The following is a 16,202-nucleotide window of genomic DNA, read 5'->3' as shown; positions in this document are numbered from 1 at the left end:
ACCCTGATTTTTGTCTGGCGTGCCCTGAGAGATTCGAACTCCCGACCTTTTGATTCGTAGTCAAACGCTCTATCCAACTGAGCTAAGGGCACACACACAACAAATCCCACCGAAGCGATGTGTAGCTCCGAAGTACCGTCGAATACTCCGGCGGGTTCCCAAAAAGAATACTCTAAAAACCCTGGTGCGACCGAGTGGACTTGAACCACCACGGGATACCCCACACGCCCCTCAAACGTGCGCGTCTGCCGATTCCGCCACGGTCGCATTGCATGGGAGGCGTACGGCCTTCCGGCCGCACGGCACTCTTTCTGGAGCGGAAGACGGGGATCGAACCCGCGGCCCTCGCCTTGGCAAGGCGATGCTCTACCTCTGAGCTACTTCCGCATATCCCCCGCAAAGCAGATCACACACTTCCGGATCGTTCCAGGATCCCTGAACACTTCAACTGGGGATCGGAACTCCTGAACCTCTGCTGTGAATCCCGAGTACTTCGCGGGTACCCCAAGAAATTGGTGAGCCATGATGGACTCGAACCATCGACACCCTGATTAAAAGTCAGGTGCTCTACCAACTGAGCTAATGGCTCATCACCGCAGTGACAACTGCTATATTAGCAGAAAATCGGATCAAACTCAACCGCTAATTTTTTCATGTCGCAGCAGCGACAAGTGTTATATTAGCACCGTTCGCGTCCCGTTTCAATTCGAACTTCACAGCAAAACAAAACAAAAGTGATCCAAAACGAAAAAAAACCGCGTCATAATCGCGCTCGCTTGTTTTCTCGACACCGTAACCTGTCCCTCGCAAAAGAAAAAGCCTTGCCGCTGGCAAGACGGAAAAATGATGAATGGAAATTGAAAAATTGCAGATCATACAGATGACACCAACCGGGTGGCAAACAGAAAGTGACGGCGCAACTGCTCATCGATCGGCAGCATGGAAATTTGCTTGTGGCCGCCGGCGGCATGCAGCAGTTTTCCGTTGCCAAGCGAGATCCCGACATGAGCCGGCAGCCGGCTGGTCCCTGCGCCAGAGAAAAACAGCAGATCACCCGGTTCCACCTTGTCGATGCTCGCGATCCGGATTCCGTACCAGGTCTGTTGAGCGACCGAGTGAGCGGGAATCCAAATCCCGTTTTCACGGTAAATCTGTTGCACAAAACCGGAACAATAATAAGCATGAGGACTTTGAAAAATCATTGGAGCTAAAGAGGATTTCGCGGCATACCGTTCGGCGGTTTGCAGAAACTGTTGTTGAAAAACCCGCTTGTCCTTGACGAGAATCGCCTGATGGCGAAGCGCGTTGACAAGCATTTGCTGTTGCTGGACAGAGGCGGATTTCACCTGCGTGTCGGCGACACCAGGCTGTTCGGCGTACACAGGGGTATTTCCGAAAATTAGCGACAGAAACGGTGCGATCCACAGAAGCAGCGAACGGCGTTTCATGCAAGCCCCCCCTATCCCGAATATTCAATTGGACTGCCTATCTAAAGGATTCCCTGCAGCCAAAGGCCGTATAAGAGGGAGTTTTTGTTCACGGATACATGGTAAATCGTTTCCCTTTATGTAGCGGCCGGATCCGCTTCGCCTGACAAAATCGGCATTCGTATACGATGTGCCGTTCCTGCGTATCTTCCCATTCGGTGTATAACACTTTTTGCATAATCCGTCCGCAATCGGGACATTTGGCAATCGTCAACAGCAAATGGGCCAAATAATACAGATACGTGCCGCCCAGCGCAGCCGTCAGCAGACAGAACGCAATGACAACCCATTCCCACATGCAAAAACACCCCCGATACCATCGTATGGGGGCGTGTCTCAAAGTAGAATGTCCAACTTTACAAAAAATCAAACGGATCAGTGGCAACAGCCGATGCGGCCGCTTCCGCCTGCCAGCTGTTCGCCTTGAATTTTCGATTGAGAAAATCGGCCACCACCGGAACGACAATCCGCTCCATTCCGTTGTGACCCGGATCGACCAACGCCACCCCTTTATACAAAGCGTCCTGCGCGTCGTGGTATTTCAAATCGGCCGTTACCAGGACGTCCGCGCCGTGCTCAAGCGACGCATCGATCCACTCCGAACCGGAACCGCCGACCACCGCCACTTTTTTCACGAGCCGATCGCGAGCGCCAACGATTCGCACGCCGGCCACGGCCAGCTTCGTTTTCACCAGACGGGCGAACTGTTCGAGCGGCATTTCTTTTTCCAAAGTACCGACACGGCCGATACCGAACGGCTTACCCATGATTTCGAGCGGGTACAAATCGTAAGCCACTTCCTCGTACGGATGAGCGGCCAGCATCGCCCGCACGACCTGCTCCTGCAGCGGTTCGGGAACGACCGTTTCCAGCCGGATTTCTTCCACCCGTTCCAATTTCCCCTGTTCTCCGATAAACGGATCGGTTCCTTCCTCCGGCCTGAACGTGCCGGTTCCCAGCGTATTGAACGTGCAATGACTGTAATTGCCGATCCAACCTGCTCCGGCGGCGCAAATCGCCGTAAGAACCTGCTCGTGGTGGTCTTTCGGCACAAACACCACCAGCTTTTTCAGCTTCTGGTTGTGCAGCCGGTCCAAAATCTCCACATTCTGCAAACCCAACACCTGCGCGAGCACGTCGTTGACGCCGCCTTCCGCAACATCGAGGTTCGTGTGGGCAACGTAGACGGACATGCCGTTCGCCAGCAGCTTGCCGATCATGCGGCCATAATAGGAGTCGGTCCGCAGCTTTTTAATCGACGAATAGATGATGGCATGATGGGACACAATCAATTGGGCGCCGATGCGGATCGCTTCCTCCACAACCTCTTCCGTCACATCCAACGTGACAAGCACTTTGCTCACCGGTTGCGCCGGATTTCCGATTTGCAGGCCGATTTTGTCGCCTTCCAGCGCGAGGTTGGGAGACACCCACTCCTCCAGCACCCGAATCACGTCTTTTACCGTTGTTTGCACGATTTTAGCACCTCCTCGAGCCTTTTTTTCTTTTGCAAAAGGGCCTCCCGCTTTTGCGCCGCCAGCCCCCCCTGCGACTTTCGCAGATTTTGCAACACGCGGCCGATCTTCTTGATCGCGGCGCTGACTTTTTGCGGAAATAAGGGATGGTGTTTTAACAAATCAACGCTGCCGATTTCGTACCACAGCGAGTCCTTGTAGCGTTCGTCGCCCGGCTCTGCTTGCACAATTTCATATAAAATCCCTTCATCCACCACCAGTTCTTCCGCGGCAATCCGCCATCCGTTGTCATGCAGCCATTTCCGCAAACGGTCACTGTCGGTCATCGGCTGCAAAATCAGGCATTGCACGCCGGCCAATTTGTCCCGTCCTGCCGACAGGATGTCGACGATCGTGCCGCCGCCCATGCCGCAAATCGCCACGGCAGACGCCTCCCCGGCACCAAGCACGGCAAGGCCGTCGCCTTTCCGCACCTCGATCAGGTGGCTGAGGCCCGCTTCCCGGACGGTCCGCTGCGCTGATTCATACGGGCCTTGATTCAATTCGCCGGCCACCGCCTGGCGAATCCTGCCTTGTTCCACCAAATACACCGGCAGGTAGGCGTGATCACTGCCGATATCGGCCAGCACCGCTCCTTCGGGTACCAGTTCCGCCACTTGTTGCAATCGCTTCGAAAGTTTCATTCCGATCACCGCATCCATTATACCCCAGATTTTTCCCCCGAGACAAAAGCAAAAACGCGATCCCGGGGAACCCAAATCCCGCACAATCACACAAAACCGCGCAGGACTCTCCCGCAAAAAAGACGTGCCCTGTCGAGGCACGCCTGATATGATTCGCACTGCTTTCAGCCCGACTTCCGGTGGCATCGGTAGGGTCCAAGCACCTCACGCGGTCTCGATCGAGCTTGCCTTGTGCAGGCCGAGCAGATTGACAGCCTGTTCGCGCAGCTTGTACTTCTGAATTTTGCCGGAAGCGGTCATCGGATATTCACTGCAGAACTGGACATATTTCGGGATTTTGTAGCGGGCGATTTTGCCCTGGCAGTATTCCCGGATCTCCTCCGCAGTGGCCGTCACCCCTTCTTTCAGACGGATCCAGGCCATCACTTCCTCGCCGTATTTTTCATCCGGGACCCCCACCACCTGCACGTCGAGCACTTTCGGATGGGTATACAGAAATTCCTCGATCTCGCGCGGATAAATGTTTTCGCCGCCGCGAATGATCATGTCCTTGAGCCGACCCGTGATCTTGCAATACCCGTTCTCGTCCATCGTCGCCAGATCGCCCGTATGCAGCCAGCCTTCCTCGTCGATCGCTTGCGCGGTCGCTTCCGGGTTCTTGTAATAGCCTTTCATCACATGGTAGCCGCGCGTGCACAGTTCTCCCTGCACGCCTCGCGGCACTTCTCGGTTGGTGCCCGGCTCGACGATTTTCACTTCGACATTCGGCAGCGCCCGGCCGACGGTTCTGACCCGCAGTTCGATCGGGTCGTCAACGCGGGTTTGCGTGATCACCGGGGACGACTCGGTTTGTCCATAGGCGATCGTGATTTCGCGTGCTCCCATTTTTTCGACGACCGCTTTCATCACTTCGATCGGGCAGGGAGAACCGGCCATGATCCCCGTGCGCAACGAAGACAGGTCATAGTTGGCAAAATCGGGATGGTTCAGTTCCGCGATAAACATCGTCGGCACGCCGTGCAAAGCGGTGCATTTTTCTTCCTGGACCGCGGACAGTACCTTCACCACGTCAAACTCGATGATCGGCACCATCGTCGCACCGGCTGTCACGCAGGTGAGAGTCCCCAGCACGCAGCCGAAACAGTGGAAAAACGGCACCGGGATGCACATCCGATCCTCGTGCGTGAGATTCATGCACTCAGCGATGTTGACCGCGTTGTTGATGATATTGTTGTGCGACAGCATGACGCCTTTCGGAAAACCGGTGGTGCCGGACGTGTACTGCATGTTGATCACATCGTCCGGGTGCAGCGAATTCATTCGCTCATCCAGTTCCGCATCGCTGACGGCGTTGCCCATCGCCACGATGTCCGACCAAAGGAACATCCCCGGAAATCGTTTGTCGCCCAGCACGATCACATTTTTCAAAAACGGCAACTTTTCCGAATTCAGTTGGCCCGGTTGGGCGGTTTTGAGTTCGGGTACGATTTCGTACAGCATGTCGATATACGAAGCGCCGCGGTAGGATTCCATCAAAATCAGCGTCGTTGCATCCGACTGCTTCAGCAGGTATTCCAGTTCGGCGGTGCGGTAATTGGTATTCACTGTGACGAGCACCGCGCCCATTTTTCCGGTGGCAAACTGGGCGGTCAGCCACTCCGGATGGTTGGTGGCCCAAATCGCAATATGCTCGCCCTTCCCGATTCCAAGCTGCATCAACCCTTTGGCCACTCGCCTGCACAACTCATCAAACTGCTTGTACGTATACCGCAAACCTCGCTCCGGGTAAACAACCGCTTCGTGCTCCGGCCGCTCCAACGCCACCCGCTCAAGCAGTTTGCCGACTGTCGTTTGCATCAATTCCGCCATACGGGAACCCCCTTACACGAATCTTCTTAACTTTCACTTAAAAATTGATTCGCGATCGGGCACGCATATTCCTTTTTTTCGAAAAAGAAAAAATCCCCTGCGCGACAACCGCCAGCTTGGAAAGGGCGGTACGCGCAGGGATCGATCATTCCTCCGGCATGCTTCCCGTATACACCGATTGCGGACGAATCAGCCGGTTTTGTGCCGCCTCCAGGATGTGGGCACACCAACCAACCGTCCGGCTGACGGCAAACGTCGGGGTGAACAGTTCCGCTTCCAGGCCGATTGAACGCATGACGGCAGCCGCATAAAACTCCACGTTCGTGTTCAGGCCGCGGCCCGGTTTGTATTCTTCCAGCAGGCGCAGCGCCACCTGCTCCACATGCGTGGCCAGGTCAAACCACGGGTCGTCCGCGGCCAGGCTGGCAGCAACCTTGCTGAGAGCGACCGCCCGCGGATCCATCGTCTTGTAAACCCGATGGCCGAATCCCATCAACCGCTCCCCTCGTTCCAGCGCAGCGCGCAGCCATCGTTCCGCATTTTCTTTCGTGCCGATCTGTTCCAGCATCTCCGTCACTTCGGAGGGCGCGCCGCCATGCAGCGGTCCCTTTAACGCGCCGATGGCGGCGGTCACCGACGAAATCAGGTCGGAACGGGTGGAGGCGACCACGCGCCCGGCAAATGTGGACGCGTTCAGCCCGTGTTCCTGCGTCAAAATCAGGTAGGCATCCAGCGCCCGTACCTGAGCGGCTGACGCTTCTTCCCCCTTCAACATGTACAAATAGTTTGCCGTATGTCCAAGTTCTGCCCGCGGCGCTACAGGTTCCTTGCCCTGCAGCCGCCGGTACCGGTAAGCGATGATCGTCGGCAGTTTTGCCGTCAGCGAAATCACCTGTTGCATCGTCGGCGGCCATCCATGCTCCTGATTGCCAAGCGCGGACACCGCAGTGCGCAGCACGCTCATCATATCGACGTTTGCCGGAATCGAATCGAGAATCGTTTTGACGTGAGACGGCAGCTCCCGTTCGTTGGCCAATTTTTCCCTGAGTGCGGCCAGCTCGTCCGCAGACGGCAGATGTCCGTACCACAACAAGTGCGCCACTTCTTCAAACGTATGTCGGATCGCCAAGTCACGAGCCCAATGGCCCCGGTACACGAGGCGCCCTTTTTGCCCGTCCACCAAGCTGAGATCCGTTTCTGCGACGACCACATTCTCCAAACCGACGGATGTGATCATTTCTCCCACTCCTTTGCTGCTTCGGAACTTTCTGTCTGATTCGATTATACCCCCCTCATTTCGACAGGAAAAATAGAGGTTTCTGTAGTAATTGATTATAAAAAATAATCAATACCCTGGAGGGACCTGCCATCGACCTGAAACTGTTGCGCACATTCGTCGTTGTCGCGAAAGAACTGAGTTTTCACCGGGCGGCCGAACGGCTTTTCCTGGCACAGCCGACCGTTTCCCTGCACATTCGGCAGCTGGAGGAACTAGTCGGCTATCCGTTGTTTGAGAGAAGCGGCAAAAAGGTGAAGTTGACAGCCGCGGGGGAACGGTTTCGGATTCACGCACACCGGATTTTGGAAGCGCATGACGAAGCGTTGTCCGACCTTGCCCGCTGGAAAATGGGCTACGACGATCGGCTCGATCTTCTGCTGTCCCCGCTCTGCGCCGAATTGACGCTGCCGATCGTCTGGAAGGAGTACACCACCCGCTACCCGCATGTGGAGATGCGCATTTACACTACATTGTCGCCGTCAGTCGGCGGCGGAATCGCCGCCGGCAGGTCGCACATCGGGCTGTCCCGCCTGCCTTCGTCACATCCGCATACGGTGAGCGAACTCCTGCACCCGGATCCGGTTGTGTTGATCGCACCCGGCGGAGCTGGCGGGGCGCAGGCCGACTATCGGGAATTGCTGCTCCATCATCCGCTCCTGACGAAAAATCATCCAGAGTACTGGGACGACATCCTGTACCAACTGCACGACTTGCGTGTGCCGATGCGGCCGATGCCGGTCAGCCAGGTGCATGTCACAAAAAGACTGATCGAGCGGGGCGTTGGTATCTCGTTTTTGCCGATGTCGGCCGTCCAAGAGGAAGTAGCAACCGGCAAACTGGCGATCGTCCCCACACCCGACCTGCGGTTACCCAGCGCCGGTACCTATATCATCACACCGCGCGAGAAAAATCTGCCGCAGGCGGCACAAGATTTTCTGGCGTTGCTGAAAGGGCGAATCGGGTGTTGGCACTAGCAGCCCAACTGCCGGGCGATCACCAGGCGCTGGATTTCGGAAGTGCCCTCACCGATTTCCATCAGCTTCGCGTCGCGCAGATATCGTTCGACCGGATACTCTTTCATATAACCGTAGCCGCCGTGGATCTGAATCGCCTGGTCACACGTCCGCATGCAGATTTCAGACGCGAACAGTTTCGCCATTGCTGCTTCCTTCGTGAACGGCCGGTTATGATCCTTCAACCACGCCGCCTTCAACACCATGTTGCGGGCCAGTTCGATGTGCATCGCCATGTCCGCGAGCTTGAACTGAATCGCCTGGAACTTGGAAATCGCTTGCCCGAACTGCACCCGTTCTTTCGCGTATTGCAGGGCGGCATCAAACGCGGCTTGCGCAATCCCGACAGACAGGGCGCCGATCGAGATGCGTCCGCCGTCCAGCGTGTACAAGAATTGCTTGAACCCTTTTTGCGGATCGCCAAGCAGGTTTTCTTTCGGCACACGGACGTCTTCCAGGATCAGTTCCGCCGTGTTCGAACCGCGCAGGCCCAATTTTTCATACTCCTTGCTGACCCGAAAACCGGGCGTATCGGTCGGCACGATCAGCGCCGAGACGATGTTCTTTCCGGCCGGCGTTTTGCCGGTCACCGCCGTGATGATCACCGTTTTCGCGTACGATGCGTTGGTGATGAAGCATTTCGATCCGTTGATGACATACTCGTCGTCTTCCAGCACCGCTTTCGTCTGCGTCCCGCCCGCATCCGAACCGGCATTCGGCTCCGTCAGGCCAAACGCGCCCAACGCCTGTCCGGACGCCAGCGGAATGAGATATTTTTGCTTCTGTTCTTCCGTGCCGAAATAGTAGATCGGGCTCGCACCCAATGACACGGCGGCCGCATAACTCAGCCCGGTGCTGCCGCAGGCACGGCCGATTTCCTCAACCGCCAAGGCGTACGACACGGTGTCGCCGCCGACTCCGCCATATTCTTCCGGAAATGGAATGCCGAGCAAGCCAAGTTTGCCCATCTTCTGAAATATATCGAGCGGAAACTTCGCCGTCCGATCAATCTCGGCCGCCTTCGGAGCGATCTCGTTTTCGGCAAAATCTCGCACCATATCCCGGATCATCTGCTGCTCTTTGGTTAAATCAAAATTCATTCTGCTCTCCTCCCCGAAACCGACCGAACGCTCGCTCAGCTTCGCGCCAAACGACCGCTCGTTCGACAAATTTAAAAAAGTCGGTGACCCGATGTCACTCAATTTTATTATAGGACGGTTCGCGAAACCTGTCGAGCCATTTTTGGATCGGTTCGCGAAACACGATGCAGAAAGTGATCAGCAGGGAAATTTTTAAAAACGCCGTCACATCCACCAGAAAATCCGGCACAGCGCCAGAGAGCAAATATAGCAGATCCGGCACAAACGCGGCCAGCACTCCGGTGACCGCCCAGGCGGGAGCCACGTTTAGCCGCGTCCGGCCGAGAAAAAACGCAAGACCGCCCGAGATGCCGGCAAACACCAGCCAATAGAGAGAGTGGAGCCCGTATTGAGCTGCGTCAATCCTTCGGATGGAATGGATGCCGAAACCGTACAGCAGCCCAATGCCCGACCAGGCGACCGCCACGATCATGCGGGAGCGGCCGGCGGCACCCGTCAGCATCCAGATCACCAGCACCGCGACCAGCACACTGGCCGACCATGCCCCAGACTGGTTGAGTCCCATTTTTTCCACAGCGTAATATCCGTCCATCGCCACCGCCAAACAGGCGAGCGCCAGAAAGACAGTTCGCAAAAAAGAGACGGAAAGGCGAGCAAAAAAGCTGAGCCAATAGCAGGCAACAGTGCAAATTGCCAAGATTCCAATTTGCATCCAGATGGGAAACGATGTAAAATGAAGTACAAACAGCAGCGACAAGCCGGCTGCCGCCAGCGAGCCGAGCAAACGGCGCCAGGGGACAACCGGTTTTTCCCGCCTATTCGATGCCAGGTGACGGTTGGTATCCGGCGACAATGTTTCACCTGCCCTGTAAAGGTTCGATAAAAAATCACAATATTCTGCCGGAAGCAGCCTGTTGTGCCGCCAGGAATCGATTTCCTTAAGGATGATCTGTTTGTGTGTCGAGTCCATACGTGTACCTTCCTGCATAAAATTTGTCTCTAATTATCAATTCGACGGAAAGCGGCGTGTCTCCTTGCCGCAGATCAAATAAATAAGCACCCGCCATTTGGCGGGTGCCAGAGAACCCTGTTTTACTCGAGAAAATCTTTCAGCCGTTTGCTGCGGCTCGGATGGCGCAGTTTGCGCAACGCTTTCGCTTCGATCTGCCGGATGCGCTCGCGGGTGACGCCAAACACCTTGCCAACTTCCTCCAGCGTGCGGGTGCGGCCGTCATCCAAGCCAAACCGGAGGCGCAACACGTTCTCCTCACGTTCTGTCAGCGTGTCGAGCACATCTTCCAGTTGCTCTTTCAGAAGCTCATACGCCGCGGCATCAGCCGGAGCCAGCGCATCCTGGTCTTCGATAAAATCGCCGAGGTGCGAGTCGTCTTCCTCGCCGATCGGAGTTTCCAGCGACACCGGTTCCTGAGCGATCTTCATGATCTCCCGCACTTTTTCCGGGCTCATTTCCATCTCCGCCGCGATTTCTTCCGGGGTGGGTTCGCGGCCCAACTCCTGCAGCAGTTGACGGGAGATGCGGATCAGCTTGTTGATCGTTTCCACCATGTGGACCGGTATCCGAATCGTCCGCGCCTGGTCGGCGATCGCCCGGGTGATCGCCTGGCGGATCCACCAGGTGGCGTACGTGCTGAACTTGTAACCTTTCCGGTAATCGAACTTCTCGACCGCTTTGATCAGTCCCATGTTGCCTTCCTGGATCAAATCAAGGAACAACATGCCGCGTCCGACGTACCGCTTGGCGATGCTGACCACCAGCCGCAGGTTCGCTTCGGCCAACCGGCGCTTCGCTTCTTCATCGCCTTTTTCGATCCGTTTCGCCAGCTCGATCTCCTCGTCGGCCGACAAGAGCGGCACGCGGCCGATCTCTTTCAGATACATGCGGACCGGATCGTTGATCTTGATGCCGGGAGGCACCGACAAATCGTCCAAATCAAACTCTTCTTCGGCGTCGGTAGGGATGACGTCGTCGTCTTCGCGGTCATCCAAAACTAGTTCGTCCGTATCGTCGTCGTCCGATTCGTTGGTGACCTCGACTCCGCGCTCGGCCAACAGTTCGAAAAACTCATCGATCTGATCCGAGTCCTGCTCAAACGCAGATAGTTTGTCCATGATCTCTTTGTATGTCAAATACCCGCGTTTTTTGCCGGTTTCCAGCAACTGTTCCTTGACCTGTTCGATTGTCAGTTCGGTTGTGTCTGAGTTTTTCACTGGTTTCTTCACCATCCCGACCCCTCCTTCCCCACGGAGTGTCAATTCAATTTTTGGCGCAATGCAAGTTGTTCCTGTTTTAACGCCTGAAACGCCTGCAGGTCTCCCCGCTTGACCGCTTCTTCCATCTCTTTCGGGATCGATCGGAGGCGTTTTTCTATACTGTATTTTTGCATCCGAAGAATATACTCTTCGGCCAGCCCCGGCCGGGTATCGATCGACTCCGCTTCAAAGGCAAGTTCCGAAGCTAACCGGATCAGTTTCTCATCCTCCAGCCGGGAGATAAAATGCGCCGGATCCGCTTCCGCGTGATCCTCGTAATACAGGTAGAGAAAGACAGCCAAAGCGGCATGCTCTTCGACAGAAAATTCGTCGACAATCGTTTCTTTCACTTGTCTTGCTACCTGCGGATCGATTAACATATAAGTTAAGAGCTTCCTCTCCGCCTGCACATGGGCGGGAAGCGGGTTGTGGAACGATCTGAACATGCGCCCGCCATTATTTATATTAGTATCCCACTTACTGGCAGATTTATCCCCAGCTTTTTGTTCCGATGCGGCGATTCGCATCTCTTGCAGCAAAGATTCCAGCGATACCTGAAATTCGCCTGCCAGTTCGCGCAAATACGCCTCCCGTTCAACCGGGCTTTTGACGTCGGCGATGATCCGCACCGCCTCTGACAGAAAGGCGACCACGCCTTCCTGTGTGGACAGCTGGCTGTTGTGGCGCAGCAACTGCAGCTTGAACGCGGTCGACGACATCGAACCTTCCGCCGCCAGCCGTTCAAAGGCGGTCGCCCCGTATTTCTGCAAAAATTCGTCCGGATCCAGCCTGTCGGGCAGCACCGTCACGCGCGGGGTCCCTCCAACCTCGGCGATCACTTGCGAACTGCGAACGGCGGCGTTCTGACCAGCTCGGTCACCGTCGTACATCAGCAGAATCTCGCTCGCGTTGCGCTGCAGAATCTTCGCCTGTTCCGCCGTCAAGGCGGTCCCAAGCACGGCCACCACATTTTTGATTCCGTGCTGATGGGCCATGATCACATCCATGTACCCTTCCAGCAAAATCGCCCTGCCGCTCTGCCGGATCGGCTGCCTCGCCCGGTGCAAATTAAACAGATGGCGGCCTTTTTGAAACAGTTCCGTCTCGGGGGAGTTGAGATACTTCGGCTCTCCCTTGCCCAACGCGCGGCCGCCAAAGCCAATCACGCGGCCTTGCCCGTCCTGGATGGGAAACATCACCCGCCCGCGGAACCGGTCAAAATAACGGCCCGGCTGCTGGGCGCTTGCCGAAAGCAATCCCGCCTGCTCGAGCAATTCCTCTTCAAACCCGCGTTTTTTCAAAAACCGGAGCAGGACGTCCCAACGATCGGGCGCGTAGCCAAGCTGGAATTCTTCGATCGTCATCAACGTCAGCCCGCGTGCCTGAAGATATTGCAAAGCCGGCAAGCCCGCTTCCGTGTTCATCAGAATATGATGGTAGTATTTGGCTGCCAGGTCGTGGCATCGCAACAACTGTTTGCGGCGAATCGCCTCCGGCGAATTCTCATCCATCTCCTCCCGTTCGGGCAACGCAAGACCCGCTCGTTTGGCGAGATGCTCGACTGCCTCCACAAACGACAGGTTCTCGATTTGCATCACGAACGTGATCAGGTTGCCGCCGGCGCCACAACCGAAACAATGATACAGTTGCTTCGTCTGAGACACAGAAAACGACGGGGTCTTTTCCGAATGGAACGGACAAAGTCCGACAAAAGATCGCCCCGATCGTTTCAGCGGCACATACTCGGAGACGAAATCCACGATATCAAAATGCTGGCGGACTCGTTCAATAATCTCTTCCGGGATTCGCCTCATCATACATCACCTTTCTGTACTTCGAGGCCGACTGCCAGAATACATTTTGATATTCGCCAATGTGGAGGCATCTCCTTCAAGCGAATTCAATTTTTTATTGGAAACTACAATTTGATCCGGTGAATCTATTATTCTACAGGTCCTGACAATTTCCTTCCTCGCCGCAAAATTTGTTTGCAGAAACCGACACGCTGCGACGTTCACCGAAGTCGACACGCTGTTTTAGTATAAACCGATTTATTGCCAAATATTCCGAATTGGCCACGCTACGTTACTTAATATGTACGCGATATTTTATAAAAAATCCTTCCGTTCGATCATTTCAACCCCCACCTGACACAAAAAGTTCACAGGCATGGCCCACGATAACCTGCACAGGCAACTGCACGCGTACACGGGAACCCGTGTGGGGGATCACATAACCGACCTGACTACTGCGACGCAATGGTGGCTTGCACGACTCAAGAGGGAGTGTCTATAGCAATGATTTCCAAGTCGCCCTACCCTTCGCGTGAAAAGTACTGGGAGTCGGTTTCAAAGCTCTTCGGGTATATTCTTAGGCACAAGAAGCCTCCAGCATCCACTTTAGCAGTAATTTGGAGGCTTCTTCATTTACATTTTGGAACTCGCGTATTCCGGGTTACCCTTGCAGGACAGCCCTTTTACGTTTGGAATTTACGAAAATCTCCAATTGTTTTTATTTCTTTGGGATGGCTTGTTTCAATTGCGCGGCAAACTGGTCGACTGTAAAGTCTCCTTTCAAGTCGGGTATATTGCTTCTGATTATGCCGTTTGTATTGAGAAGTTTGGAGTTTCCGTCGACCTCATAATAGTAATCCCCATGCTTTGTCAGGAACATCACATAGGTTTCTCCTGGTTTTGCGTATTCGACAGCTTGATCCAGAACGACCTCGGATGGTGCTGTACCATACAATACCTGCTTCACTTGCAGAGTCGCCAACTGGGACGGAATTCGGTCATCCATGGGGCGCGGGTTTTTGTCCGTTTTGGACACGGTGACAAGCGCCACTACATCTGTTCTGCTCAGTAACTGCTCAAACGGATAGGAAGGCCAATCAGCGTGAGCTTCCGGATTGAACTTTGGCGCAGCTGGATCGGCATTGCCAATAAGGTATACGAACGCAAACATTCCCCCTGCGAGAAAGACGGCCGAGAGGCTGGCCAATAAAAGTTTTTTCATCTCCTGTACGCCTCCTGGAAAATGATTTATTTTTGATAATATGACCATTTTTCTTGTTATTGACAACTGTTTTATTTTCGATACAAATAAATGTCGTTAATATCATGAGACTGGGGAGTGGTCATTGTATTTCGATGTGCCAACGGCGTTTCTCCAGTTACTAGCTGCTTGATCATAATAGGTACTTCCCGATGTTGCGTTGTACGTGAAACTATACAGACTATATCCGTATTCGTAAGCATGTGCAAAGGCTACTGATGTTGATACGACAAAAAACAACGCACTGACAAGAGCCAACCTTTTCAGATTCTTTAACCAAAAGAAGATTACCATAACTATATCTCCTTTCAATCGTAATTTTATAGATATATTTCTACTCTATTCTGAAAATTCCTTCCTTACACACAAAATTTTTTATCATATACGACTAATGAATAAGTTGATCGTGATTGTGTAAAAGAAACGATAACTATGATGGAAAAGGAACGAGATCAGGAAGAGTGGTTGAAGTAAAAGAAATTGAAGCCAAATCAAGGAGGAGGTGGTGTGTATGGGACACGCAGAATCCCCCGACGGGATAAAGCCAGCGACGTCACAAAGTAGACACAAACGGTGAAATTACACCACTTGACGGGACACTACCGGTTTTCGTTTTCTGAAACAGGGGCAAAAACAAATCCAACGTTCGAAAGGTCAAACTCCCGCTTTCTCTGTTTTTCTTCGTTTTTCTCCTTGTCTTCAAAAGCGATGGAAACCAAGAAACGGATTGTATAATAAATAAATTAATATATTAAAAATAGTTAATAAGAAATTTCTTTTATAGTAAATTAAATTAAAAAGGAATAGATCCTTGAATAGAGAATATATTGGGTGAATAATCAATATCCTTTCAAAAGGAGGAAAGTTTTTCATGGAGAAAAAAGTCCTTAACAGGATTGCTGTCCGCGGCTATTGCTCTGGCAGCCGTTGGGTCAGCCGCACAAGCCGCCCCTGCACACTCCAAGACGAACGCAACTTCAACACAAACAAAGACCGTGCAGCCAAGTAATTACGATGGCTATTATATGGCCGATTAGAAGTGGGTCATTTCTTCGGCGATTACTTACGGCACGAATGTTATCACGTCGTATTTGGAATCGCATTACGGACTTTCAAAGCCCGCAGCACAAGCAATAACGGCCGCTGTTGGAGGGTATGTGAGTGCGAACGCCCAGGATCTTAGGGTTATCGGAACCGAATATTACTACTGGATCGACTTTCCGTATTCGGCACATTATGACGGTTGGGTATCTGTCTATTATGGCGGATCGTATGGAGGTAGCTCTTCGTGGAGTTACGATGCCTCGGTCGACAATAACACAGACTCTGTTGACAAATGATGAACACGGCAAAAGAATGGCTCATTAGCGCGCTGGTTTTCTCAGTCGTTTTCTTGGGATTCTCGTATTTTTCGAGAGGCTCAGTTGACTTTGCAAGCTGGTTAGGATCGCTTGTCGCGTTATTTCTAGCGCGGTGGACGGTGAAGAAATTCACGGAAAACAGTGACCGTTAGACGGCTACCGTTTTTGTTGGGTGCGCCCGGCATGGGCGATAACTTTAAGGTGAAAGTCCTGAACGGGGGTTAGCTGTACCAACCGTTAGCTTAAGGCAAGGATGCCGACCGTGAGGTGGGATCTGGAGGAAGCCGACGGCAAAGTTCCGACCCGAGGACCACGAATCCAAGGCGAGGCTTGTCAACATCGGATGTAAAATCCCCAATAGCATCGGATAGCAATTCCCCAAAATCACCGGCATGATTTCCTCAAAATCATCGGGATGAATTCCCCACCCCTGTGTCGAATTATGGCACCTGCCATCACGTCCGTGGAGGTGCCAGTCATGAGGGAGAGTGAGAAGATGGAAATCAAGAAGTTGTATGAGGAGGGCGTCAGCATCTCGGAACTGGCCAGAAGATTCGGCCACGACCGCAAAACCATTCGCAAGGCTGTAAGTGAACCTCGGCAGCAGCAG

The 16,202-nt window shown here is 53.7% G+C and carries 12 protein-coding genes, 4 tRNA genes and 1 pseudogene; 2 read left to right on the top strand and 15 right to left on the bottom strand.

The window, feature by feature from the left end; translation table 11 throughout:
* Positions 1-15: 15 nt before the first annotated feature.
* The 10 genes from C230_RS0102805 to C230_RS0102750 form a co-directional block, all read right to left on the bottom strand.
* A tRNA-Arg gene (locus tag C230_RS0102805) sits at positions 16-92 on the bottom strand.
* Positions 93-182: 90 nt separating this feature from the next.
* A tRNA-Leu gene (locus C230_RS0102800) sits at positions 183-267 on the bottom strand.
* Positions 268-312: 45 nt separating this feature from the next.
* Positions 313-387 (bottom strand) — tRNA-Gly (locus C230_RS0102795).
* Positions 388-513: 126 nt separating this feature from the next.
* Positions 514-589, bottom strand: a tRNA-Lys gene (locus tag C230_RS0102790).
* 283 nt (positions 590-872) lie between these two features.
* On the bottom strand, positions 873-1,448 hold the full coding sequence (locus tag C230_RS21175) for a C40 family peptidase (RefSeq protein ID WP_018130531.1): 576 nt from the start codon (positions 1,446-1,448) through the stop codon (positions 873-875).
* A gap of 88 nt (positions 1,449-1,536) precedes the next feature.
* Entirely contained in the window at positions 1,537-1,785 is a 249-nt protein-coding gene (locus C230_RS0102775) for a hypothetical protein (protein ID WP_018130530.1), read from the bottom strand.
* A 58-nt stretch (positions 1,786-1,843) separates the two neighbouring features.
* Positions 1,844-2,962 carry a Nif3-like dinuclear metal center hexameric protein gene (locus C230_RS0102770; RefSeq protein WP_018130529.1) on the bottom strand — a complete coding sequence of 373 codons (1,119 nt, stop codon included), beginning with the start codon at positions 2,960-2,962 and terminating at the stop codon, positions 1,844-1,846.
* Positions 2,947-3,645, bottom strand: a complete 699-nt coding sequence (locus C230_RS0102765) for a tRNA (adenine(22)-N(1))-methyltransferase (protein WP_026174099.1) — start codon at positions 3,643-3,645, stop codon at positions 2,947-2,949. Before C230_RS0102765 ends, C230_RS0102770 begins: the two co-directional genes overlap by 16 nt.
* 204 nt (positions 3,646-3,849) lie before the next feature.
* On the bottom strand, positions 3,850-5,514 hold the full coding sequence (locus tag C230_RS0102760; RefSeq protein WP_018130527.1) for an AMP-binding protein: 1,665 nt from the start codon (positions 5,512-5,514) through the stop codon (positions 3,850-3,852).
* Positions 5,515-5,659: 145 nt separating this feature from the next.
* Positions 5,660-6,751, bottom strand: coding sequence for a citrate synthase/methylcitrate synthase (locus tag C230_RS0102750; RefSeq protein ID WP_018130525.1), 1,092 nt, complete (start codon positions 6,749-6,751; stop codon positions 5,660-5,662).
* 146 nt (positions 6,752-6,897) lie between these two features.
* Here C230_RS0102750 and C230_RS0102745 point away from each other — a divergent pair, with 146 nt between their 5' ends.
* Positions 6,898-7,767 (top strand): LysR family transcriptional regulator, encoded by an 870-nt coding sequence (locus C230_RS0102745; protein WP_018130524.1) that lies wholly within the window; start codon positions 6,898-6,900, stop codon positions 7,765-7,767.
* Here the strand turns inward: C230_RS0102745 and C230_RS0102740 are convergent.
* The 5 genes from C230_RS0102740 to C230_RS0102720 all read right to left on the bottom strand — a co-directional run bounded on the left by C230_RS0102740 (position 7,764) and on the right by C230_RS0102720 (position 14,192).
* Positions 7,764-8,906, bottom strand: a complete 1,143-nt coding sequence (locus C230_RS0102740; RefSeq protein ID WP_018130523.1) for an acyl-CoA dehydrogenase — start codon at positions 8,904-8,906, stop codon at positions 7,764-7,766. The two genes, C230_RS0102745 and C230_RS0102740, sit on opposite strands and share 4 nt — an antisense overlap.
* A gap of 94 nt (positions 8,907-9,000) precedes the next feature.
* Positions 9,001-9,876 carry a hypothetical protein gene (locus C230_RS21170; RefSeq protein WP_018130522.1) on the bottom strand — a complete coding sequence of 292 codons (876 nt, stop codon included), beginning with the start codon at positions 9,874-9,876 and terminating at the stop codon, positions 9,001-9,003.
* Between the two features lie 122 nt (positions 9,877-9,998).
* Positions 9,999-11,150 carry an RNA polymerase sigma factor RpoD gene (gene rpoD, locus C230_RS0102730; RefSeq protein ID WP_018130521.1) on the bottom strand — a complete coding sequence of 384 codons (1,152 nt, stop codon included), beginning with the start codon at positions 11,148-11,150 and terminating at the stop codon, positions 9,999-10,001.
* A 26-nt stretch (positions 11,151-11,176) separates the two neighbouring features.
* Complete coding sequence (gene dnaG, locus C230_RS0102725; RefSeq protein WP_018130520.1) at positions 11,177-12,991, bottom strand: DNA primase; 1,815 nt, start codon at positions 12,989-12,991, stop codon at positions 11,177-11,179.
* Positions 12,992-13,688: 697 nt separating this feature from the next.
* On the bottom strand, positions 13,689-14,192 hold the full coding sequence (locus C230_RS0102720; protein WP_018130519.1) for a hypothetical protein: 504 nt from the start codon (positions 14,190-14,192) through the stop codon (positions 13,689-13,691).
* 1,815 nt (positions 14,193-16,007) lie between these two features.
* Here C230_RS0102720 and C230_RS23695 point away from each other — a divergent pair.
* Positions 16,008-16,202 (top strand): annotated as a pseudogene (locus C230_RS23695) (helix-turn-helix domain-containing protein); the annotation flags it as partial.

The organism is Effusibacillus pohliae DSM 22757 (assembly GCF_000376225.1).
Classification (GTDB): domain Bacteria; phylum Bacillota; class Bacilli; order Tumebacillales; family Effusibacillaceae; genus Effusibacillus; species Effusibacillus pohliae.
Note: the sequence above shows the minus strand (reverse complement) of the source record. Positions and strands in the feature narration are given on the sequence as shown.

What these genes read in the sequence shown, in the direction of transcription:
- C230_RS21175 (WP_018130531.1), bottom strand. Translation starts at nt 1,448, where the DNA reads ATGAAACGCCGTTCGCTGCTTCTGTGGATCGCACCGTTTCTGTCGCTA.
- C230_RS0102775 (WP_018130530.1), bottom strand. Translation starts at nt 1,785, where the DNA reads ATGTGGGAATGGGTTGTCATTGCGTTCTGTCTGCTGACGGCTGCGCTG.
- C230_RS0102765 (WP_026174099.1), bottom strand. Translation starts at nt 3,645, where the DNA reads ATGAAACTTTCGAAGCGATTGCAACAAGTGGCGGAACTGGTACCCGAA.
- C230_RS0102760 (WP_018130527.1), bottom strand. Translation starts at nt 5,514, where the DNA reads ATGGCGGAATTGATGCAAACGACAGTCGGCAAACTGCTTGAGCGGGTG.
- C230_RS0102750 (WP_018130525.1), bottom strand. Translation starts at nt 6,751, where the DNA reads ATGATCACATCCGTCGGTTTGGAGAATGTGGTCGTCGCAGAAACGGAT.
- C230_RS0102740 (WP_018130523.1), bottom strand. Translation starts at nt 8,906, where the DNA reads ATGAATTTTGATTTAACCAAAGAGCAGCAGATGATCCGGGATATGGTG.
- C230_RS21170 (WP_018130522.1), bottom strand. Translation starts at nt 9,876, where the DNA reads ATGGACTCGACACACAAACAGATCATCCTTAAGGAAATCGATTCCTGG.
- rpoD (WP_018130521.1), bottom strand. Translation starts at nt 11,150, where the DNA reads ATGGTGAAGAAACCAGTGAAAAACTCAGACACAACCGAACTGACAATC.
- dnaG (WP_018130520.1), bottom strand. Translation starts at nt 12,991, where the DNA reads ATGAGGCGAATCCCGGAAGAGATTATTGAACGAGTCCGCCAGCATTTT.
- C230_RS0102720 (WP_018130519.1), bottom strand. Translation starts at nt 14,192, where the DNA reads ATGAAAAAACTTTTATTGGCCAGCCTCTCGGCCGTCTTTCTCGCAGGG.